The following is a 21,695-nucleotide window of genomic DNA, read 5'->3' as shown; positions in this document are numbered from 1 at the left end:
AGAGGGAAGAGAATGCGTTCGTATACAAAATCGATTGAAGCATTTAAAGAAGCCCAAAACCTAATGCCTGGCGGTGTAAACAGCCCGGTTCGTGCCTTTAAATCCGTTAATATGAGCCCAATATTTATGGAAAGAGGCAAAGGGTCAAAAATTTATGATATCGATGGTAATGAATATATTGATTATGTTCTATCATGGGGGCCGCTGATCTTAGGACACTCTAATGATCGTGTAGTAGAGGCGTTGAAAAAAACAGCTGAATTAGGGACCAGTTTTGGTGCCCCAACCGAGTTAGAAACGAAATTAGCAAAGCTTGTCATTGAGCGTGTCCCATCAATTGAAGTGGTCAGAATGGTTAACTCAGGAACTGAGGCGACCATGAGTGCACTTCGTTTGGCACGCGGCTATACAGGCCGTAACAAAATCCTAAAATTCGAAGGCTGCTATCATGGTCATGGTGATTCATTGTTGATTAAAGCTGGCTCAGGGGTAGCCACACTAGGTCTGCCTGACAGCCCAGGTGTTCCTGAGGGGATTGCCAAAAATACGATTACAGTCCCTTATAATGATTTAGAAAGTGTTCAATATGCGTTTGAGCAATTTGGCGATGATATTGCATGTATTATCGTTGAGCCTGTTGCTGGTAACATGGGACTTGTTCCGCCGCTTCCAGGCTTTTTAGAAGGTCTGCGTGAGCTAACGACAGCAAACGGTTCTCTGCTTATTTTTGATGAAGTCATGACCGGGTTCCGTGTTGGTTACAACTGTGCACAGGGCTATTTTAATGTGACACCAGACATTACTTGTCTTGGTAAAGTGATCGGCGGCGGACTTCCTGTTGGTGCTTACGGTGGAAAAGCTGAAATCATGCAGCAAATCGCCCCAAGCGGTCCAATTTATCAAGCAGGGACACTTTCAGGTAACCCGCTGGCCATGACAGCAGGACTTGAAACGTTAAGCCAACTTACACCAGAGCACTATCAAGAATTTATCCGTAAAGGTGATCTGCTTCAGAAAGGCTTTGAAGCAGCGGCTAAAAAGTATGATATTCCGATTACCTTTAACCGTGCCGGTTCGATGATTGGTTTCTTCTTTACGAATGAAGCGGTCATTAACTATGAGAAAGCTAAGTCGTCTAATTTGGATTTCTTTGCGGCGTATTACCGTGAAATGGCTAATCAAGGGGTATTCTTACCGCCTTCTCAGTTTGAAGGCTTATTCCTATCCGTAGAGCACTCTGATGAGGATATTGAAAAAACCATTCAAGCAGCTGAAGTTGCTTTCTCGAAACTTAAATAATCGCTTTTTTACACCCACTTTGTTAAGAGTGGGTGTATTTTTTTTGCTTATAATTGGGTGTAAATGGAATATCATCCAATAAACAAAGAAAATGAGCCAAATATCTAATAAAATGAGCCAAACCACCTGAAAAATAAGCCAATCCCTCCGAAAAATCAGCCAAACAGAATAAAAAGCCCATCCAAAACAATTCTTTTTCAAGTCGGAATTCCATTTTTATCATAAAAAATAGACCTTCCTCATAAAGTGTAAGTGACATAGTGATTTTGCGTGAAAGATACGAAAGGAGGAGTCGCTTTGTCCCAAGAGAATCAATCGTGCCTGCGATTTTCCTTGGAGGAGTCATTGTGGTTTAGAAAAGGACAGGAAGTCGAGGAACTCGTGTCCATTTCCCTAGACCCGGACATCACCATCCAGGAAAACGATCAGTACGTAACCATACGTGGTTCGCTCGAACTATCTGGAGAATATAAAAGTTACGAAGCAAGCGATGTGAGTGAAGAGGAGGCAGTGACCTCTCAAAAATTTGTCGAGAGAGTTGCAGAATTGGAGGAGCCGGGATCTTGTGAGTTTTCACACCGTTTCCCAGTAGATATCACCATTCCGAATAACCGGATCCAAAGTATTTATGATATCGATGTCCTTGTAGAATCATTTGATTATTCCATCCCTGAGCGCAGCTGCTTAAAGCTTTCCGCCGAATTGACGATTAGTGGGTTATATGGAAATGAGCCTGTAGAACAACAGCAAGAAGAAGAACAGCAGTATGAGGTCCTTCACCGTTATGAAGAGGTGGAGGAAGATGTAGAAGTAGAACAACCTGCGGTCCATAGCAGTTTTGAAAACAACTTCTTGTTTGAAGCAGAAGCAAGAAAACAACAGGAAGAAGAAGATCCTGTGGAAATCTTACCAACATTCCCGACCTTCAACTACCAGCCTCAGGTCGAGGAACAAGAGGAAGAAGAAGAAGAAGAAGAAGAAGACTATTCACCTGCATGGAATCTTCAGGAAGCTAGAAGTGAAGCCAGCCAGCCCGAAGCAGTTGAAACGACGGCAGAGGTTATCGTGGTGCAAGATCATGCGCCGCAGCACCATGAAGAAGTGATTATTGCAGAAGTTGAGGTTGAAAGCTCATCTTCCTCCTCATCAGAAGAGCCGCCGCCGAAAGCACAGAAAAAGAAGAAACCTGCTAAAAAGAAAAGCATGACGTTAACCGAGTTTTTTGGCCGTAAGGATGAACGAACAGCCCAAACGAAATTAAAGGTTTGCATTGTTCAAAAAGGGGATACGGTTGCTAGTGTAGCAGACCGCTATGATGTTTCCGTGCCAAACCTTCTTCGGGAGAACAATCTTGAACTAAATCAAGATGTATATGAAGGCCAGGTCCTTTATATTCCTGGTACACTTGCAAAAAATAACAGGTAAACAAAAAAGATGAGCGGGTTTTTTTTAACCTGCTCAGCTTATTTTTAAGGTACTTAACGAATCCTCGCCTTTCTTTGAAAGAGAGATGACATCTCATGAACGATACGAATCGGTTAGAATCAGTAGCACCGATATTAAATCATTATCTTATTGAGCCTTATTTTGTAGAAGACTTCGGGATTGTTCAAAAGGTTTATTCCAATAAAGGCACCTTTGCGTTAAAAAAAATTCCACCTACAACCGGTACAGATTTCATCCGTCATGTTCACCTGCTATACCAAAAAGGCTTTAACCGTATTGTCCCCATCTATCCGACAATGGACGGCAGGTATGCCGTTTTACATGAGAATAATCTTTATTATTTAATGCCTTGGATGCCCAATCTTCAAAAAGAAAACCGTGACCAAATAAATCTTGAGCTATTCCGAGAGTTAGCTAGACTTCATACCCTGTCTGCTAAGGAAGTGACCGTTAGTAAAGAGGAACGGACGGAGCATTATGAAACCACCATTCAACAGCTGGAAAAGCACCAGGAGTTTCTCGACGGTTTTATTGATGAATGTGAAAAGAAGACTTATATGTCACCGTTCCAATTGTTGTATTGCTTATACTATAACGAAATCAGTCAGGCACTTCGATTTTCAAAAGGCAAATTTGAGGAATGGTACGAGAATACGAAGGACACCGAGAAGGCACGCATGGTCATTACCCATGGTAAATTATCTTCCGAGCATTTTCTCTATGATGACCGGGGCTACGGCTATTTTATCAATTTTGAAAATGCCCGTTATGGGTCTCCGATCCATGATCTTCTCCCTTATTTATCAAGGGCGTTAAATACGAGACCGAAGCGGAGTGATACCGCGATCGATTGGGTGTATCATTACTTTAAATATTTCCCTTATAAAGAGGATGAGAAATTATTATTTAACAGCTACTTAGCCCTGCCTGTGCCGATTATGCAAGTGGTCGATCGTTATTATAAAAAAGAGGGCCGGAAAAATGAAATGAAATTTGTCCGTAAGCTGCAGGAGCAATATTGGCATTTAAAAAATTCCGAGTATGTTGTGATGCGGATGACGGAAATCGAAAATCAACGAAAACAAGCAAAAGAAGGAGCCCAGCAGCAGTCTTAATCTGCTTGATGGGCTCCTTAAATAATGTCAAAATAGATAGAAACGGCAATCACAAGAAATGTCACTAACAGTAATACATCTAGGATGGTTGGTAAAAACAAGGTGCGGATAAACTGAAAGATAGTAAAGGGAACAATGAATTGTGCCGCAATTCTGCGCGAAGTAATAAACCAGGGACGGTATTTGTATTTGTGGAAATTGTTACGTTTCACGGACCGAATCCCCCTAATAATAAATTTTTATTTATATATATTCCAAAAGCCTAGATAAGTTCTCTTATAATTACATAACGTATAAAATATAAAAAAATTGTTCATCCTGTTGACGTCGCTCCCCTTTTTTGGGTAGTATAACAATATAATTTAAAATGAAAGCTACGACAGGGAAGAGTACAATGCACACCTGCTTTTTAGAGAGGGAAATCATTAGCTGAAAGATTTCCTAAGCGGAACATTGGAATGTCGCCCATGAGCTTCTTCTGTGAACGGAGCAATCCTAATAGTGGAAGACGGATAAAATCCGTTATCTAAGTTAAGAGCCAATCGTGTTTTTTGATTGGAAAAAAGGTGGTACCGCGAAGCAAACTCCATTCGTCCTTTTATGACGAATGGGGTTTTTTATGTTTACCGGAAATTGAAGGAGGAACTAAAATGGAAACAAAAGAATTATCAATGCCTACCAAGTACGACCCGCAAACGATTGAAAAAGGTCGCTATGAATGGTGGCTGAATGGAAAATTTTTTGAGGCAAAAAACGATGAAGGCAAACAGCCATATACAATCGTGATTCCACCGCCGAACGTTACTGGAAAACTTCACCTAGGTCATGCGTGGGATACGACATTACAAGATATTTTGACAAGAATGAAGCGGATGCAGGGATATGATGTTCTCTGGCTGCCTGGTATGGACCATGCTGGAATTGCGACCCAAGCCAAAGTGGAAGAAAAACTTCGTAACGAAGGAAAAAGCCGCTATGATTTAGGCCGTGAAAAGTTCGTTGAAGAAACATGGAAGTGGAAAGAAGAATATGCTTCCCATATCCGTCAGCAATGGTCGAAGTTAGGCTTAGGCCTTGATTACAGCCGTGAGCGTTTCACGCTTGATGAGGGCTTATCTGATGCGGTTAAAGAAGTGTTCGTAACTCTTTATAAGAAAGATTTAATTTACCGTGGAGAGTATATCATTAACTGGGATCCATCCACGAAAACAGCATTATCTGATATCGAAGTTATTTATAAGGATATTCAAGGTGCCTTCTATCATATGAACTATCCACTTGCAGATGGTTCCGGCCACATTGAAGTCGCCACTACCCGCCCAGAAACAATGCTTGGTGATACCGCTGTTGCCGTACATCCGGAAGATGAACGTTACAAGCATTTAATTGGCAAAAACGTTGTTCTTCCAATCGTTGGCCGTGAAATCCCGATTGTTGCGGATGATTATGTCGATATGGAATTTGGTTCAGGGGCTGTAAAAATCACACCTGCGCACGATCCAAATGACTTTGAACTTGGTAACCGCCATAACCTAGAGCGTATTCTTGTTATGAATGAAAATGGCTCGATGAATGAAAAAGCAGGTAAATATCAGGGACTAGACCGTTTCGAATGCCGTAAACAAATTGTTAAGGACTTACAAGAACAAGGCGTTCTTTTCAAAATCGAGGAGCATATGCATTCCGTTGGTCACTCTGAGCGGAGCGGCGCGGTTGTTGAACCATATCTTTCAACCCAATGGTTCGTTAAAATGCAGCCACTCGCAAACGAAGCAATTGCTCTCCAGGAAAAGGAAAACAAAGTAAATTTCGTTCCAGACCGTTTTGAAAAAACATATCTTCGCTGGATGGAGAATATCCGCGACTGGTGTATTTCTAGACAGCTGTGGTGGGGCCATCGTATTCCTGCATGGTACCATAAGGAAACAGGTGAAGTTTACGTAGGAACGGAAGCACCTGCAGACGCAGAAAACTGGGAACAGGATAAAGACGTATTAGATACTTGGTTCAGCTCTGCATTATGGCCGTTCTCGACAATGGGCTGGCCAAATACTGAAGCGGCAGATTATAAGCGTTATTTCCCAACGGCTGCTCTAGTAACTGGGTACGACATCATCTTCTTCTGGGTATCCCGAATGATTTTCCAAAGCATCGAGTTCACTGGTGACCGTCCATTTAAAGACGTACTTATTCATGGTCTCGTTCGTGACGAGCAAGGACGTAAGATGAGTAAGTCACTTGGCAATGGTGTTGATCCAATGGATGTAATCGAAAAATATGGTGCCGATGCCTTACGTTACTTCTTATCTACTGGAAGTTCACCAGGTCAGGATTTACGTTTTAGCTTTGAAAAGGTTGAATCGACTTGGAACTTTGCGAATAAAATTTGGAATGCCTCCCGTTTTGCGTTAATGAACATGGATGGCCTAACATATGAGGAAATTGATTTCAGCGGTGAAAAATCAGTTGCCGATAAGTGGATTCTAACACGCTTAAATGAAACAATTGAGCATGTGACAAGACTGTCTGAACGCTATGAGTTCGGTGAAGTCGGCCGTGCCTTGTATAACTTTATCTGGGATGATTTCTGTGACTGGTACATTGAAATGGCGAAGCTTCCATTATATGGCGAAGATGAAGCAGCTAAGAAAACAACTCGTTCGATTCTTGCTTATGTCCTAGATAACACCATGCGTTTGTTACATCCATTCATGCCATTTATCACCGAGGAAATTTGGCAAAACCTACCGCATGCTGGTGAATCCATCACAACGGCAGCATGGCCGGTTGTAAAACCAGAGCTATCAGACGACCAGGCGGCTCAAGAAATGAAGCTGCTTGTAGAAATGATTCGCTCTGTACGTAATATTCGTGCTGAGGTAAACACACCATTAAGCAAAAAGATAAAAATGCTTGTAAAAGCAAAAGATGAATCTGTTCTGAAGGCAGTTGAAAGTAATCGCAGCTACATTGAACGCTTCTGTAATCCAGAAGAATTGCAAATGGGCGTTGATATCGAAGTACCTGAAAAAGCGATGACTGCAGTTGTTACAGGCTTAGAAATCATCCTGCCGCTTGAAGGCTTGATTAATATCGACGAAGAAATTGCTCGTTTAAATAAAGAATTAGACCGCTTAAATAAAGAAGTCGATCGCGTTCAGAAGAAATTAAGCAACGAGGGCTTTATGAAAAAAGCACCTGAAAGTGTTGTAGCCGAGGAACGTGCAAAAGAAAAGGATTATCTAGAGAAGAGAGACATTGTTGAAGCTCGTATGAAAGAACTAAGAGGATAACAAGTTGTGCGAGACGAATTCAATCCTGGGTTCGTCTCGCTTACATAAAAGGGGTGTATCAAAATTGTTTACGACTTATCAAGAAGCCCTCGACTGGATCCATGGGAGACTGAGACTGGGAATTAAACCGGGTTTAATACGGATGGAATGGATGATGGACAAGCTTGGATCACCGGAAAAGAAAATCAAAGCAGTCCATGTTGGCGGAACAAATGGAAAGGGCTCCACTGTCACCTTTTTACGTTCAATCCTACAAGCAGAAGGATATAAAGTAGGTACCTTTACGTCGCCATACATTGAACAATTTAATGAACGAATCAGTGTGAACGGAAAACCGATTAGTGATGCGGAAATTTTAAAGCTGACCAATGTCATTAAGCCGCTCGCAGATGAATTAGAAGGAATGGAACTAGGCGGTCCAACGGAGTTCGAAGTAATCACAGCGATGGCCTTTTATTATTTCGCTAATACAAGTAATATCGACATTGTTATTTTTGAGGTGGGGTTAGGCGGGCGGTTCGATTCAACTAATATCATCCAGCCGTTAGCTTCGATTATTACAAATATTGGCTTAGACCATACAGCTATCCTCGGTGACACCTATGAAGAAATTGCTTTTGAAAAAGCAGGGATTATTAAAGAGAATACTCCTATTTTTACAGCTGTTAAACATCCAGGTGCGTTAAAGGTAATTGAGGAAATGGCAGAAAAGAGGTCTGCACCAATCTATCGATTAAATCAAGAATTTCAGATTTCTGGATATAAATCGATTGCTAGAGGTGAGGTTTTTTCATTAAAATCAAAATCTTTATCCTTGGAAGAACTTGAGATTAGCATGATCGGCCAGCATCAGACGGAAAATGCCGCATTAGCTGTTCTCGTAGCTGACTTTTTAAACCATGCAGGTTTCCAAGTAACTGAGCAATCGATTCGTAGCGGATTAAAAGAAGCATATTGGCCGGGAAGATTCGAAATTCTTTCGGAAAACCCACTTGTTATTATTGATGGTGCTCATAATCAGGAAGGGATTACGGCTTTGGTCCATGAGCTATCAACAAGATATAAAGATCGAAACATTCATATTGTATTTGCTGCTTTAAGGGATAAGAAATTGGATGAGATGATTAAAATGCTTGATGGGATTTCTAATCAAATAGCGTTTGTAAGTTTTGATTTCCCGCGTGCGGCTAAGGCGGAAGAATTATTCACACTAAGCAGTTCAGTAAACAAATTGGCGGTCGATGACTGGTCAGCCTATATCTTAGATAAGATTAAATGCCAAGGACCAAACGAGATAGTGGTTATCACTGGATCTCTCTATTTTATTTCAGAAGCGAAACCAATCATTTCTAAATACTTAAACAAACCGTAGGTGAATTATACTAAATTTTAAAAAGGACCAATTCTGAAAGGATGAATTGGTCTTTTTATAGGTTAATTAGAAAAGGTTATCCGCTTTAGGGATTAACTGTTCACTTCAGTTGTTATTTTTACATGAATTTCCAGAGCAGAGAAAAATTCAAGATAGTCTGCTAGTTAAATATATTTATAGTGATTATTTTATCTATTGTCAGCAAGTTCCGCCTAATATTCCATTTCATTTAAAATGCTGAGATTTAGGACAAAATCCTAAAAAAGTTCACTTGTATCCCATTTTTATTATTGTATACTACAAGAGATAATATAACTATTCTATAGAGCTGTAAAAGAAATAAAATCAATAATAAAAACATAAAAAAGAATCATTGATGGAGATGTTAATAAGACTGCAAATAAAAAAAACATTACTGGTTTCAGAGTTCAATATAAGGTTGATTACTGTTTAACAAATAAAAGAACTAAGGGGAATATGTCAATGCTTATTATAATAATATTATTATATGGATTTACTCTTGGCTCATTCTATAATCTAGTAGGGTTGAGAGTACCAATAAAGAAATCAATAGTTTATCCGCGTTCGGAATGCCCTAATTGCAAACATCAGTTGAAATTTTATGAACTTATCCCTTTAGTTTCTTATATTATCCAAGGTGGTAAATGCCGCGGCTGTCAGTCGAGGATTTCTCCTATTTATCCAGTAATTGAATTACTTACTGGAATACTGTTTATGATAGCACTGTTAACTGTTGGATGGTCAGGGGAATTAATAGTGGCCCTAACCCTAATCTCCATGCTTATGATTATTGCTGTATCGGATATTCAATATATGATTATTCCTGATAAAGTTTTAATTTGGTTTGCAATGATTTTTTTATTAGAACGATCTATTTGGCCTTTAATCCCTTGGTGGGATAGTATCCTAGGAGCTTTAACTGGATTTCTATTGCTTCTTAGTATTGCTCTTGTTAGTAAGGGGGGGATGGGCTATGGTGATGTAAAACTATATGCATTACTGGGGTTTGTTTTGGGTGTTAAATTAGTCTTATTATCATTCTTCCTTTCTACGCTATTCGGTGCAGTAATAGGTGGTTTGGCATTACTCTTGAAATTTGTTAAACAGCGACAACCAGTACCTTTTGGACCTTATATAGTAGCGGGAACATTGTCAGCTTATTTTTTTGGATCGGAAATAATTAATATTTATATAAACTTCCTTAATAAAGGATTTAACTAAGGTTTTTTGTTATGGTATTTCCCTATTTAACATCAAAAGCTGAATGATTAATCTGGTAATAAATGATCACTCCATTCGTTTGCTTAATTTAAAATTCCAACCCACCGATAGCTCAAAGAGGTTGTGAACATTTTTTTACCGGAATTATTTGTAAAAATATAAGGTGGCCAAGAAATTTTCAGTATCGAACAAACAATCAACCCCTTAGATAAGTATTTGTGATATAAGGTATTCTATATGCCCAGTTAGCAGAACTTGCCGGTCTACAGCAAAAAATCGATGTCTTTTTCAGCTGGTATGAAAACTCCTCTTAGCAAGTTCCCAGAGACAGTAACAACCCAGCCATAGTTATCTTAATGCCGAACTAACAAACAATTTGACGAAAGACTACCATAACAAGACGACAAAAGTCTTGTTATTTTTTTTTGCCTCTATGTTAGGATGAAACCAATGACCCTTCGGAAGAGAGAGGAGTACAAACAGTGGACAAGCCTAAAAAAGGCAATACAATCACGATCAAATTAAATGGTGAGACTAAAGCCTACCAAGAAGAACCAACACTTACCGAACCGGAAACTAGCCTCGAATCAACTACAAGAGTGATAAAAATAGATTCGACTAACCTAGATTCAGACGTATTTTTGGAAACAGCCGCCGCCCAGGAATCCGTCGATGAGAGCTTTGACTGGATTATTCCCGAATCCTCCGAACAAGAGATAGAGGAATTTACGATCGCAGGCAATAAAAAAACAAACAAAGCCAGCCTCCCCAAAATAACAACTTTCTCTACCAATACAAAAAAGAAGAAGGACAGAAACATTCTATCTATAATAATTTCGGCCACCTTCGCCATTTTGCTCGGTACAACGATTGGGTTTGTAATGTTGAAATTAGTGATTGCAGGACCTACGAACAAGACAGGTACAGAGACAATCCCAACTGTCGTTGAGGAAAAAGGAAACACGACAGTTGCGAACACTGGAGAAAAAACAAACGAAGTTACCTTAGATCAAATGACGATCTATGTGATCCAAGGCGGGGTGTTCTCCTCGAATGACGGGGCAAAGGAAACATCTACTGAGGTTACCTCCAAAGGGGTTCCAGCAAAGTTAATTAAAATAAGTGGAAAGCAATTTTTATTTCTCGGGGTAGCCAATTCCATTGAAGCAGCTAAATCTCTCGGTAATCAATATAAAGCAGATGGTGTAGGGGAGGTCTTTGCCAAGCCGCTGTTACTTGATGAAAAAAAAGTATCCGGTCTTAATGACAAAGACAAAAGCTTCCTAGAGAGTGTGCCTGCTATCTATGAAACGTTATCACTAGCAACCTCAACGGCACTATTAAATAATGAACTGTCTGCCGAATCGACAAAGGCCATTACAGGTCTTGAGGAACAATTAAAGACGAGCGGCCTAAAGAATGAAAAGGTAAAGACGATAAAAACAGAATTAACAACCGCGGTCGATAAGCTAGATACTTATCAAAAGTCCAAAAGTAAAAAGAGTCTCAGTCAAGCCCAGCAGCATCTTTTAAACTTTCTAAGTGCCTATTATTCATTGTAATCGACAATAGATGATATTTTCCGGGAAATAAGCCTCACTAAAAATGGTGAGGCTTTTGACATTGTACTTTGTATAAACGATTACACATTTACAAAAACTGAGCTTTTACATTTATTTTACATAATTTGACATCATTCTTCAAAATTTTTTTCGTCTTGAAATTGTGTGCTTCTACAATTTCTGATACCATTAACATGTATCTCCCTATAATAAATGCCAAAGGTAAGGTGATTGAATGCAAAACCTCATTTTAGCCTCTTCTTCTCCACGGCGAAAAGAACTTCTAGAAAATCTCCACTTATCATTTGCGGTCTCAAGCAGTGAAGTTGATGAAAGCTTTGATCCGGCACTCTCCCCAGAGGAAGTAGTCATGGAGTTAGCCGAGCGTAAAGCACAGGTTGTTTTTCGGAAGAATCAAGACTCTTTTGTGATCGGCTCTGACACGGTTGTGGTTGCGGATAATCAAATCATTGGAAAGCCGGCTGACGAAGCAGAAGCCATTAGTACGTTAAAAAGGTTATCCGGAAGGCAGCACGAGGTTTTTACTGGTGTTGCAATCGTGTCTCCAACAAGTACCACTAAATTTTATGAAAGAACAGAAGTATGGTTTTGGGAGTTAACAGATGAAGACATTAACGCCTATGTGCAAAGCGGTGAACCGTTTGATAAAGCAGGCGCCTATGGGATTCAACAGCTAGGCAGCATGCTTGTCAAAAAAATAAATGGAGACTATTTTGCGGTTGTCGGTCTGCCAGTTGCAAGGACGATAAGGGAATTGAAAAAGGCCGGCTACTCTTTGCCATATTAGAAAGACTCCCACTAAAAAGGGAGGAAAATAAGTGTCAACAAATACCATGATGATCCGTGATTTTCCGCAGGATGAACGGCCAAGAGAGCGGTTTATTAACCATGGACCGCAAAGCTTATCGAATCATGAACTGATTGCCATCCTGCTTCGAACTGGAACAAAAGATGAATCCGTGCTGCAATTAGCGAATCGTTTGTTAACTCATTTTGAAGGGCTGCGCATGTTAAAGGGGGCAACCTTAGAAGAAATGACGGAAATCAAAGGGATTGGTGCAGCTAAGGCGATTCAAATTCTTGCTGCGGTTGAAATTGGGCGAAGGATTGCTAATCTTAATTACACGGACCGCTATGTGATCCGCTCACCGGAAGACGGAGCGAAGTATGTCATGAACGATATGCGCTTCTTGACCCAAGAACATTTTGTCTGTTTGTTTTTAAACACGAAAAATCAAGTCATCCATAAACAAACCGTTTTTATCGGCAGTTTAAATGCCTCAATCGTGCACCCTAGGGAGGTGTTCCGCGAAGCCTTAAAGCGCTCTGCTGCATCAATAATTGCCCTGCACAACCACCCATCCGGAGACCCGACACCAAGCAAAGAAGACATTGATGTTACGAAGCGTCTTGTCGAGTGTGGAAAGATCATTGGCATTGATTTACTCGATCATTTGATTATCGGTGAAAACAAGTTTGTTAGTTTAAAGGAAAAAGGTTATTTATAACACTAGGATATTATTTGACGTTACGATATAATATTGGGTATGATTTTTTAGGATTGTTTTTTAAAGTCATCATTTAAATAGTACGAAAAAAGACATGATAATTAAGGTGATTACCTGCCTATAGAATTTGTGCATTTCGTATCAGAAAGGGAGATACAATAGTATGTTTGGAATTAGACCTAGAGATCTTGGAATTGACTTGGGGACGGCCAACACCCTCGTCTATGTAAAAGGAAAAGGCATTGTCTTAAGAGAGCCTTCCGTTGTGGCCATGCAAACAGATACCAAAAGCATTGTGGCTGTAGGGAACGACGCGAAAAATATGATTGGACGGACACCGGGGAACGTTGTTGCCATGAGACCAATGAAGGATGGCGTCATCGCTGATTTCGAAACGACCGCTATCATGATGAAATACCATATTCGCCAAGCACAGAAAAGTAATAATCTTTTTTCAGGCAAGCCATATGTCATGGTCTGCGTACCATCAGGTATAACTGCAGTCGAAGAAAGAGCCGTCATTGATGCAACAAGACAAGCAGGGGCAAAAGATGCCTACACGATTGAAGAGCCATTTGCTGCAGCCATTGGTGCGAACCTGCCTGTTTGGGAGCCAACCGGCAGCATGGTTGTGGATATTGGTGGAGGTACGACGGAAGTCGCGATTATCTCCTTAGGAGGAATCGTAACAAGCCAATCGATTCGTGTCGCTGGCGATGAAATGGACGACTCCGTTATTACTTATATCCGTAAAAACTATAATTTGATGATTGGGGAACGGACCGCTGAACAAATCAAAATGGAGATTGGGTCTGCGGGCATACCTGAAGGCATCGATAATATGGAGATCCGCGGCCGCGATTTATTAACGGGTCTGCCAAAAACGATTGAAATTACCGCAAAAGAAATTGCGACTGCCCTAAATGATACTGTCTATGCAATCGTCGAAGCGGTAAAAAATACGTTAGAAAAAACGCCGCCTGAGCTTGCTGCTGATATAATGGACCGCGGCATTGTCTTAACCGGCGGGGGGGCGCTTCTTCGCAATTTGGACAAAGTCATTAGTGAAGAAACGAAAATGCCTGTCTTAATTGCTGAAAACCCGCTTGATTGCGTGGCGATTGGCACTGGAAAAGCGCTCGACCATATCCATTTGTTTAAAAATAAAGCAAGAGATTCACGTTAAGTAAGAGCTTTTTAAGACTACTACTTTCTTATCTATATAGAAAAAAAGAGGTGTATAATCATGCCACAGTTCTTTATGAATAAACGACTGATTCTATTACTTGTCAGCATTATTGTTCTCGTGGCATTGATTGGGTTTTCTTTAAGGGAGAGAAGCAAACTATCCTGGCCGGAGCAATTTGTTAAAGATACAACCGGCTGGGTTCAATCCTTGGTTTCAAAGCCTACCAACTATGTTGCAGGCTTTTTTGAAAATCTCCAGGACCTTACGAACACTTACGAAGAGAATAAAGAATTAAAATCACGAGTTGAAAATGTTGCCAGCCTTGAAGCACAGGTTCAGGAGCTGAAGAACGACAATAAAGAACTGCGTGATGTTCTCGGTGAAAAGAAGACCCTGCGAGATTATGAACCACTTCCAGCTACTGTGATTGGAAGAAATCCTGATCGTTGGCATGAAATGATTATAATCGACAAAGGTAAATTAAACGGTGTGAAGAAAAACATGGCAGTTGTCACAGCCAACGGCTTGATTGGAAAAGTAAAGAATGTGACTCAATTTAGCTCGACCGTACAGCTGTTGAGTTCGATGGATCCGAAGAACCGAATTTCTGCCATTGTGCAGGGAAAAACCAATGTATATGGACTGGTAGAAGGCTATGACAGCGAGAAAAAATTACTTCAGGTCAAAGCCATTCCTTCTGGTGCAAAAATTGATAAAGGACAGACTGTCATCACCTCTGGGTTAGGGGATGTTTTTCCAAAAGGCTTAATGATCGGAAAAGTGGTCGAAGTAAGACAGGATCAATATGGATTAAACCAAACGGCCTTGGTAAAACCGGGGGCTGATTTTTATGATATTAAAACAGTCATCGTTACGAAACGAGTAATGGCTCAGTCGGTAACTACAGATACAACATCAGGGAAGGAGTCGGGATCGTGAAAAAATTCCTTCTTCCTCTTTTGTTTCTGTGTATATTTATTTTAGAAAGCTTATTTGTCCAATATGTACCAGCGGATCTTTTGGGTGAAAATAAAATCATTGCGCCGCACTTTCTTTTTGCTGCTTTATTATTTCTAACGATATTTGTGAGCAGAAAACAAGGAATTATTTATGCAGCCATCTTTGGGCTTTTGTTTGATATTGTCTATATTGAAATTATTGGTATATACCTTTTCCTTTTTCCGTTTATTGCGTATCTAGCTTCCAAAATCCTGAATATCCTGCAAAATAATTTTATGGTTGCCATCCTAATCACGATTGTTGGGATTGCGTTATTGGAAGTGGGCGTTTACGAAATGGACCATCTGATCCATGTGACGGACATGGATTTTAGGAGTTTTCTTCATTTGCGCTTTTACCCAACGCTTATCTTAAATGCGCTATTTGTGATCATCGCTGGGTATCCTTTAAAAAGATTGTTTGAAAAACATATGGATGCAATGCGGGCTGAATAGTCTAATACTTTGTTTTCTTCAAAAAAAGGAGAATAGAGCCTTCGTGTCGAATTTGTATTAAATGTCTGTATTTTTTGATTGGAATAGGTCCTTAGAGAACTATTCCTAAATTGTTTTCTTATTATGAGGTGAAAATTCTCCATGAAAAAGCGGCAAAATGTTACAATAAAAGGTACGAAGGAAGGTCTTGTCCTTCATCTTGATGATACATGTTCCTATCAGGAACTAAAAAAAGAATTGGATCAAAAACTATCCGCAAACTCAAGGATGCAAGATGAGCGCAATTTAATTTCAGTAAAAGTTAATGTAGGTAACCGCTATATAACCTCGGAGCAGCATGAAGAGTTAAAACAGCTGATTCTTCAAAAGAAGAACTTGGATGTCGATGCGATCGTTTCGAATGTCATTACGCTGGAAGACGCTAACCAGCTAAAGACTAAAAATGAGGTAAGGACTGTTTCGAAAATTATTCGTTCAGGGCAAGTTCTGGAAGCCCCTGGTGATTTATTATTAATTGGCGATGTTAACCCTGGCGGTACCGTTATCGCCGGTGGAAATATTTTTATAATGGGATCATTAAAAGGTGTAGCTCATGCAGGCTGCTATGGCAACGATGAAGCAGTAATTGCCGCGTCTAGCATGAAACCATCACAGCTTCGGATTAGTGATCAAATTAATCGTGCACCGGATCATGCAGAAAACAATGAACCGCGAGAAATGGAATGTGCATACATAGATGAGGACCGGAAGATCATTGTTGATAGATTACAAGTTTTAGTTCATGTAAGGCCTAATTTAAACAGATTCGAAGGGGGACTTTAGGTGGGAGAGGCAATCGTAATTACATCCGGTAAGGGCGGAGTGGGTAAAACTACTACTTCTGCTAATATTGGAACTTCTTTGGCCCTTCAAGGCAAAAAGGTATGCTTAGTGGATACAGACATCGGTCTTCGAAACTTGGATGTAGTCATGGGATTAGAAAACAGGATTATTTATGACCTGGTCGATGTGGTAGAAAAAAGATGTAAAATTCATCAAGCGTTGGTGAAAGATAAACGGTTTGACGGTTTATTATATTTACTTCCGGCGGCACAAACGGTTGATAAATCAGCTGTAAAACCGGAACAAATGAAAGAACTCATTCTAGAATTAAAGCAAGACTATGATTATATTATTATTGATTGCCCTGCCGGGATTGAACAGGGTTTCCAAAACGCAATCGCGGGTGCGGATAAAGCGATTGTGGTCACAACCCCTGAGGTATCAGCTGTCCGTGATGCCGACCGGATTATCGGTCTTTTAGAAAAGCAAAAGAATATGGAAGCACCGAAACTAGTCGTCAACCGGATTCGCAATCATATGATGAAGACTGGCGATATGCTGGATATTGATGAAATTACCCAGCACTTATCGATTGAATTAATTGGGATTGTCGCTGACGATGAAGAGGTCATCAAGGCTTCTAATCATGGTGAACCGATTGCCCTTAATCCAACTAGCAAGGCATCGATTGCCTACCGGAACATCGCAAGAAGAATTCTTGGGGAATCCATTCCGCTTCAGCCGCTTGAGGAAGCAAATAAAGGTGTTTTTACTAAACTAAAAAAATTCTTTGGTGTCAGATAATTTTGGAGCCTGTCTGTTTAATTGCGGACAGGCTTTTTAATGTTTGTCATACTCGTCCTTCTTCGCACATAAACTTGTACAAAAAGCAGGAAAAGGGTTGATGGGTATGGCGCGGTCTACACCGGAAGAAATACGGCGGCGAATCGCCAAAAGAAAAAAGGAACAAGGTACCAATGCAAATTCAACAAGTCCTGAACGCCAGATTACTTGGCCAGGGTATGATGAGCATGATGATTTTAAGTATACGAGTCCTTCCGACACCGGTGGCGGTGACGCCGGACATCCTCTCTTTAAAAAAGAGGTCTTCTTTTTCAAGATCTTGGCTTCAGCACTTCTCTTCTTAGCAGTGGCCATTCTCTTTCGCAATCATACCGGAAAACTTGAGCCGGCGCGGGATTTTATCACAAGTCAAATGGATAAGGACTTTAAGTTTGCCGTGGTATCCAATTGGTACGAGGAGAAGTTTGGTAAACCATTAGCCCTGCTGCCTTTTACTGACGATAAAGCGTCAAATAAAAAAACAGTGGCAGATAATCAGAATCTTTCTGTACCGGCCATGGGGAAGATCCTTGAAAACTTCGAAAAAAATGGCCAGGGGATCATGATTGAAACAGGCAAGGGTGCTCCGGTTCAAGCGATTAATGATGGTCTCGTTACATTTGCGGGTGTGAAAGAAGGGATTGGTAAAACCGTCATTATCCAGCACTCTGACAAATCAGAAACATGGTACGGCAATTTGGACGAAGTGAAAGTAAAGCTGTATGAGTATGTCGGCAAGAGAGACGTAGTTGGAACCGTTTCGACCTCTGCAGGGGAGGATAAGACAAAAGGAAAATATTATTTTGCCATTAAAAAAGACGATAATTTTATCGATCCGATCCAGGTGATTCGCTTTGACTAGGATGATGACACTTCTAAGACTGATTTCGATCCATCCGTTATTGTGGATTGTGATTGCCTTATCGATTGCTACAGCACATTTCCTGGAAGTCTCCATGCTGCTTGGAATTATTTTTATACATGAGATGGGGCATGCTGCTGCAGCTTCTTTTTTTTCCTGGCGAATCAAAAAAATTTCCTTGCTTCCATTTGGCGGGGTAGCGGAAATGGATGAGCATGGTAATCGTCCTTTAAAGGAAGAGACAATTGTGGTGCTTGCCGGGCCGTTGCAGCATGTTTGGATGGTGGGGCTCGCTTATCTCTTATTTACTCTGCAACTGCTTCCAGAAAATTTATTTCATCTCTTTCTTAATTATAATCTGATGATTTTTGTTTTTAATCTATTCCCAGTTTGGCCGCTTGATGGGGGCAAGCTCGTATTCTTACTGCTCTCCTTAAAAGATTCATTTCCACGAGCCCATCAATTGACATTACTGATTTCTCTATGCTGTTTAAGCTTGTTTTCGGTGTTGATTTTATTCACAGCACCCATGCATTTAAATGTTTGGGTAGTAATCTTTTTCCTCTTTTTCTCGCTATATCATGAATGGAAACAGCGCCGTTATATCTTTATGAGATTTTTACTTGAGCGTTATTACGGGAAAAAGGCGACCCCTGATATTCTGAGGCCCATCCAAGCGAATGAAGGGGACTTGGTCATTCATGTTCTCGAAAAATTTCAGCGCGGCTGCAAGCATCCTATTATCGTCGAGGCAGATGGACGGGAAACTGGAAAACTGGATGAGAACGAACTCCTCCATGCCTATTTTTCCGAAAAACGGTTGACCGATAAAATTAGCGACCTTCTTTTTTCATACTATTAGGGTATAATAATAAAAAAGCGAGAAGCGCCCGGGCCACGAGCGCTTCTTCTGCGATTAAAGAAAGTTGTAAAGTGAGGACGCTTCATTGGAACGATTAATTGTAAACTATCATTCACGGGAAAAGCGATTTGCTTACCTAAGGGATAACCGTGTTGAAAATATTGTCATCGACCGGCCGGAACTTCGTTCGCTGGTCGGTAATATTTATTTAGGGACCGTTACAAAGGTACTGCCAGGTATGAACGCTGCCTTCATCGATATCGGCGAGGAGAAAAATGCTTATTTGCACCGCAATGTTCTCCCCTCGTTCGTTCAATCAAAGGATCAACAAAAGAACGTTACCTCGTTTGTCCATCAAGGCGAAAAAATGCTCGTCCAGGTTGAGAAGGATGCGACAGGCACAAAAGGCCCCAAAGTCAAAGGAATCGTTGAGATAGAGGGGAATCATCTTGTCTATATGCCGCAAGGACGGTATGTGGCCGTATCAAAGAAAATTGCCCATGAATCTAAGAAAATGACCTTGCGTAAAATTGGCACAAAGTTAAAAACGGAAGAAGAAGGGATGATCTTTCGGACATCAGGAATCTATAGTTCAGAAGAGGAAATCGCCGCTGAACTTCAAATGTTAAGAGAACAATACCAAGACCTGTTACAAAAAGCGTCCGTCCAAAAAAATCCCGGAATTATTTTTCAAAAGGACACTTTTATTGAAATGGTCATCACCCAAGCTGCCCGGATGAAAACAGGTGAAATCATTGTCGATGATCTTTCTCTAAAAAATGTTCTCGAGAAGATCAACGATCACACCAAGCTTAGTTTTTACAACGGCAAAGAGAATATTTTTTCAAGCAGTAAGGTCGAGCATGAAATTGACAAGGCGTTAAAGCGGGTCGTGTGGCTTGACAATGGGGCATACCTGATATTTGATGAGACTGAAGCGTTAACGATTATCGATGTGAACACAGGGAAATTTTCCGGCAAGATCGACTACGGTGAAACGGTCCTTAAAACCAACCAGCTTGCAGCGAAAGAAATTGTCAGACAGCTTCGTCTCCGTGATATTGGCGGAATTGTTTTGATTGATTTTATTGATATGCCTCGGGACGATGACAAGCAAACGGTACTCGATACAGTGGAATTAGAATTAAATAAAGATGAGCGAAGAACCAAAATCATCGGGTTTACAGAACTTGGCATCCTTCAACTGACAAGGAAAAAGACGAAGGTGACCTTATCAGAAGCCCTAAAGGTGAAATGTCCGGTCTGCGAGGGTACCGGCCGCATTCTTAGTCCAGAAACCGTTGCTTTCCGGCTTGAGCGAGAGCTGTTAGAGCACCGCAGCTCCGATTTTGAGGCCATCCTGATCGGGACAACCCCAGAGGTAAAAGAAGCGCTCCTTGGAACACATGAGGCCCACAGAGAGGTGTTAGAGGGACTTCTTCAGCTGAAACTATATTTTACGCTTCAGCCTGATCTACCCCATTTTTATCAGTTAAAGCAGTTTGGTCATATCGATGAACTTTCGAAAAAGGAACAGCTCTGACCGATGAAGTGCCCAAATGGCTATTGACACATTCAATTAATCTATGTTAGTATCTTAATGTTATGTTTGTAGCACCCGTGCTACAACCGCACAGTGCAGGTAATAAGACTTTTGCATATGCATAAGCGCCTGTATTTGGCGAGTCTGAGTTTATAAGGAGGTGCAGTTCATGTACGCAATTATCGAAACTGGCGGTAAGCAATTAAAAGTTGAAGAAGGCCAAGCTATCTACATTGAAAAATTAGATGTTGAAGCTGGTGAAACAGTTACTTTTGACAAGGTTCTTTTCGTTGGCGGTGAAACTGTAAAAGTTGGAAGTCCTGTTGTTGCAGGCGCTACTGTTACAGCTAAAGTTGAAAAACAAGGCCGTGCGAAGAAAATCATTGTTTTCAAGTACAAAGCAAAGAAAAACAACCGTAAGAAACAAGGTCATCGTCAACCTTACACTAAAGTTGTCATCGAAAAAATCAACGCATAAGGTGTTGGAAAATAGATGATTAACATTACGATTTATCGTACTGAGTCCGGAAATATTCAATCATTCGAAATGAACGGTCATGCTTTGTTTGCAGATCGCGGCAAGGACATTGTTTGTGCAGGCGTATCAGCCGTATCTGTTGGTGCGATTAATGCGGTTCACGAACTAACCGGTGTCACGCCCGATCTTGAACATCGAGCAGATGGCTTTCTCCGCTGCGTTATACCGGGAGACCTTCCGGAGAGCGTATATGAGAAAGTACAGCTTCTTCTCGAGGGTATGGCTGTGTCATTACGATCGATTGAAGAAACGTACGGAGAGCACATTAAAATAACCTTCAAAAAGCAGGAGGTGGAATGAAATGTTATTAAAATTAGATCTTCAATTGTTTGCATCTAAAAAGGGAGTAGGTTCTACAAAGAACGGACGTGACTCTATCGCGAAGCGCCTTGGTGCGAAGCGTGCAGACGGTCAATTTGTAACTGGTGGTTCTATCCTTTACCGTCAACGCGGTACAAAGATTTACCCAGGTGAAAACGTTGGCCGCGGTGGTGACGACACTCTTTTTGCAAAAATCGACGGCGTTGTAAAATTCGAACGTTTAGGTCGTGACCGTAAACAAGTAAGTGTTTATCCAGAAGCTGCTCAAGAAGCTTAAGCAATTCATCAGAAACTCTAACCTGATTGGTTAGAGTTTTCTTTTTGCAATAAAGACCTCACTCATAAAATCTTCTTAGAAAGCTCTTTTTGCCTCTAAAAAACTTTTCTTATACAAAAAAGTCTA

At 40.7% G+C, this 21,695-nt stretch carries 21 protein-coding genes and 2 other annotated features; of the genes, 20 read left to right on the top strand and 1 reads right to left on the bottom strand.

All coding sequences use genetic code 11. From position 1 onward, the window contains the following. The first annotated feature begins 12 nt into the window (after positions 1–12). The 3 genes from hemL (at position 13) to ysxE (ending at position 3,860) form a co-directional block, all read left to right on the top strand. The gene (gene hemL / locus J7E81_RS16595) at positions 13–1,299 is read left to right on the top strand and encodes a glutamate-1-semialdehyde 2,1-aminomutase (RefSeq protein WP_215043940.1); all 1,287 of its coding nucleotides are present in this window, start codon (positions 13–15) and stop codon (positions 1,297–1,299) included. Positions 1,300–1,596: 297 nt separating this feature from the next. Then, positions 1,597–2,724, top strand: a complete 1,128-nt coding sequence (gene spoVID / locus J7E81_RS16590) for a stage VI sporulation protein D (RefSeq protein ID WP_215043938.1) — start codon at positions 1,597–1,599, stop codon at positions 2,722–2,724. A gap of 95 nt (positions 2,725–2,819) precedes the next feature. Continuing rightward, complete coding sequence (gene ysxE, locus J7E81_RS16585) at positions 2,820–3,860, top strand: spore coat protein YsxE (protein WP_215043936.1); 1,041 nt, start codon at positions 2,820–2,822, stop codon at positions 3,858–3,860. Between the two features lie 17 nt (positions 3,861–3,877). On the opposite strand, the gene J7E81_RS16580 is transcribed toward ysxE, so the two are convergent. After that, on the bottom strand, positions 3,878–4,072 hold the full coding sequence (locus J7E81_RS16580) for a hypothetical protein (RefSeq protein WP_215043934.1): 195 nt from the start codon (positions 4,070–4,072) through the stop codon (positions 3,878–3,880). A 155-nt stretch (positions 4,073–4,227) separates the two neighbouring features. Beyond that, positions 4,228–4,461 (top strand) — a binding site (T-box leader). Between the two features lie 49 nt (positions 4,462–4,510). Here J7E81_RS16580 and J7E81_RS16575 point away from each other — a divergent pair. The 17 genes from J7E81_RS16575 to rpmA all read left to right on the top strand — a co-directional run bounded on the left by J7E81_RS16575 (position 4,511) and on the right by rpmA (position 21,569). Further along, positions 4,511–7,153, top strand: coding sequence for a valine--tRNA ligase (locus tag J7E81_RS16575; RefSeq protein WP_215043932.1), 2,643 nt, complete (start codon positions 4,511–4,513; stop codon positions 7,151–7,153). Between the two features lie 64 nt (positions 7,154–7,217). Then, positions 7,218–8,525, top strand: coding sequence for a bifunctional folylpolyglutamate synthase/dihydrofolate synthase (locus J7E81_RS16570; RefSeq protein ID WP_215043930.1), 1,308 nt, complete (start codon positions 7,218–7,220; stop codon positions 8,523–8,525). 483 nt (positions 8,526–9,008) lie between these two features. Continuing rightward, a complete protein-coding gene (locus J7E81_RS16565) occupies positions 9,009–9,767 on the top strand; it encodes a prepilin peptidase (protein ID WP_215043928.1) in 759 nt (252 codons plus the stop codon). 482 nt (positions 9,768–10,249) lie between these two features. Beyond that, complete coding sequence (locus tag J7E81_RS16560; protein ID WP_215043926.1) at positions 10,250–11,329, top strand: hypothetical protein; 1,080 nt, start codon at positions 10,250–10,252, stop codon at positions 11,327–11,329. A gap of 235 nt (positions 11,330–11,564) precedes the next feature. Beyond that, on the top strand, positions 11,565–12,137 hold the full coding sequence (locus J7E81_RS16555) for a Maf family protein (RefSeq protein WP_215043924.1): 573 nt from the start codon (positions 11,565–11,567) through the stop codon (positions 12,135–12,137). A gap of 46 nt (positions 12,138–12,183) precedes the next feature. Then, positions 12,184–12,858 carry a RadC family protein gene (gene radC / locus J7E81_RS16550; protein WP_215044409.1) on the top strand — a complete coding sequence of 225 codons (675 nt, stop codon included), beginning with the start codon at positions 12,184–12,186 and terminating at the stop codon, positions 12,856–12,858. A gap of 163 nt (positions 12,859–13,021) precedes the next feature. Continuing rightward, positions 13,022–14,044 carry a rod shape-determining protein gene (locus J7E81_RS16545; protein WP_215043922.1) on the top strand — a complete coding sequence of 341 codons (1,023 nt, stop codon included), beginning with the start codon at positions 13,022–13,024 and terminating at the stop codon, positions 14,042–14,044. Positions 14,045–14,104: 60 nt separating this feature from the next. Next, a complete protein-coding gene (mreC, locus tag J7E81_RS16540) occupies positions 14,105–14,986 on the top strand; it encodes a rod shape-determining protein MreC (RefSeq protein WP_215043920.1) in 882 nt (293 codons plus the stop codon). After that, positions 14,983–15,501: a rod shape-determining protein MreD gene (mreD, locus tag J7E81_RS16535; protein ID WP_215043918.1), complete on the top strand. Its 519-nt coding sequence runs from the start codon at positions 14,983–14,985 to the stop codon at positions 15,499–15,501. Before mreC ends, mreD begins: the two co-directional genes overlap by 4 nt. Positions 15,502–15,642: 141 nt before the next feature. Beyond that, a complete protein-coding gene (gene minC, locus J7E81_RS16530) occupies positions 15,643–16,323 on the top strand; it encodes a septum site-determining protein MinC (protein WP_215043916.1) in 681 nt (226 codons plus the stop codon). After that, on the top strand, positions 16,324–17,127 hold the full coding sequence (gene minD, locus J7E81_RS16525) for a septum site-determining protein MinD (RefSeq protein WP_215043914.1): 804 nt from the start codon (positions 16,324–16,326) through the stop codon (positions 17,125–17,127). It begins immediately after the preceding gene. Between the two features lie 106 nt (positions 17,128–17,233). Next, on the top strand, positions 17,234–18,028 hold the full coding sequence (locus tag J7E81_RS16520) for a M23 family metallopeptidase (RefSeq protein WP_215043912.1): 795 nt from the start codon (positions 17,234–17,236) through the stop codon (positions 18,026–18,028). After that, positions 18,021–18,890, top strand: coding sequence for a M50 family metallopeptidase (locus tag J7E81_RS16515; RefSeq protein WP_215043911.1), 870 nt, complete (start codon positions 18,021–18,023; stop codon positions 18,888–18,890). The genes J7E81_RS16520 and J7E81_RS16515 overlap by 8 nt, the downstream gene beginning before the upstream one ends. A gap of 85 nt (positions 18,891–18,975) precedes the next feature. Next, positions 18,976–20,433: an Rne/Rng family ribonuclease gene (locus J7E81_RS16510; RefSeq protein WP_215043910.1), complete on the top strand. Its 1,458-nt coding sequence runs from the start codon at positions 18,976–18,978 to the stop codon at positions 20,431–20,433. Positions 20,434–20,507: 74 nt separating this feature from the next. Continuing rightward, positions 20,508–20,589, top strand: a sequence feature (ribosomal protein L21 leader region). Positions 20,590–20,602: 13 nt separating this feature from the next. After that, positions 20,603–20,911, top strand: coding sequence for a 50S ribosomal protein L21 (gene rplU / locus J7E81_RS16505; RefSeq protein ID WP_160721963.1), 309 nt, complete (start codon positions 20,603–20,605; stop codon positions 20,909–20,911). 15 nt (positions 20,912–20,926) lie between these two features. Continuing rightward, positions 20,927–21,271 (top strand): ribosomal-processing cysteine protease Prp, encoded by a 345-nt coding sequence (locus tag J7E81_RS16500; protein WP_215043909.1) that lies wholly within the window; start codon positions 20,927–20,929, stop codon positions 21,269–21,271. Between the two features lies 1 nt (position 21,272). Then, positions 21,273–21,569, top strand: a complete 297-nt coding sequence (gene rpmA, locus J7E81_RS16495) for a 50S ribosomal protein L27 (RefSeq protein ID WP_215043908.1) — start codon at positions 21,273–21,275, stop codon at positions 21,567–21,569. Positions 21,570–21,695 lie beyond the last annotated feature (126 nt).

Origin of the sequence: Bacillus sp. ISL-18, assembly GCF_018613415.1 — a bacterium.
GTDB lineage: Bacteria > Bacillota > Bacilli > Bacillales > Cytobacillaceae > Neobacillus.
This window is presented reverse-complemented; position numbering and strand designations above follow the sequence as displayed.

What these genes read in the sequence shown, in the direction of transcription:
- J7E81_RS16520 (WP_215043912.1), top strand. Translation starts at nt 17,234, where the DNA reads ATGGCGCGGTCTACACCGGAAGAAATACGGCGGCGAATCGCCAAAAGA.
- minC (WP_215043916.1), top strand. Translation starts at nt 15,643, where the DNA reads ATGAAAAAGCGGCAAAATGTTACAATAAAAGGTACGAAGGAAGGTCTT.
- radC (WP_215044409.1), top strand. Translation starts at nt 12,184, where the DNA reads ATGATGATCCGTGATTTTCCGCAGGATGAACGGCCAAGAGAGCGGTTT.
- mreC (WP_215043920.1), top strand. Translation starts at nt 14,105, where the DNA reads ATGCCACAGTTCTTTATGAATAAACGACTGATTCTATTACTTGTCAGC.
- J7E81_RS16555 (WP_215043924.1), top strand. Translation starts at nt 11,565, where the DNA reads ATGCAAAACCTCATTTTAGCCTCTTCTTCTCCACGGCGAAAAGAACTT.
- rpmA (WP_215043908.1), top strand. Translation starts at nt 21,273, where the DNA reads ATGTTATTAAAATTAGATCTTCAATTGTTTGCATCTAAAAAGGGAGTA.
- J7E81_RS16575 (WP_215043932.1), top strand. Translation starts at nt 4,511, where the DNA reads ATGGAAACAAAAGAATTATCAATGCCTACCAAGTACGACCCGCAAACG.
- ysxE (WP_215043936.1), top strand. Translation starts at nt 2,820, where the DNA reads ATGAACGATACGAATCGGTTAGAATCAGTAGCACCGATATTAAATCAT.
- J7E81_RS16565 (WP_215043928.1), top strand. Translation starts at nt 9,009, where the DNA reads ATGCTTATTATAATAATATTATTATATGGATTTACTCTTGGCTCATTC.
- rplU (WP_160721963.1), top strand. Translation starts at nt 20,603, where the DNA reads ATGTACGCAATTATCGAAACTGGCGGTAAGCAATTAAAAGTTGAAGAA.
- J7E81_RS16500 (WP_215043909.1), top strand. Translation starts at nt 20,927, where the DNA reads ATGATTAACATTACGATTTATCGTACTGAGTCCGGAAATATTCAATCA.
- J7E81_RS16545 (WP_215043922.1), top strand. Translation starts at nt 13,022, where the DNA reads ATGTTTGGAATTAGACCTAGAGATCTTGGAATTGACTTGGGGACGGCC.
- hemL (WP_215043940.1), top strand. Translation starts at nt 13, where the DNA reads ATGCGTTCGTATACAAAATCGATTGAAGCATTTAAAGAAGCCCAAAAC.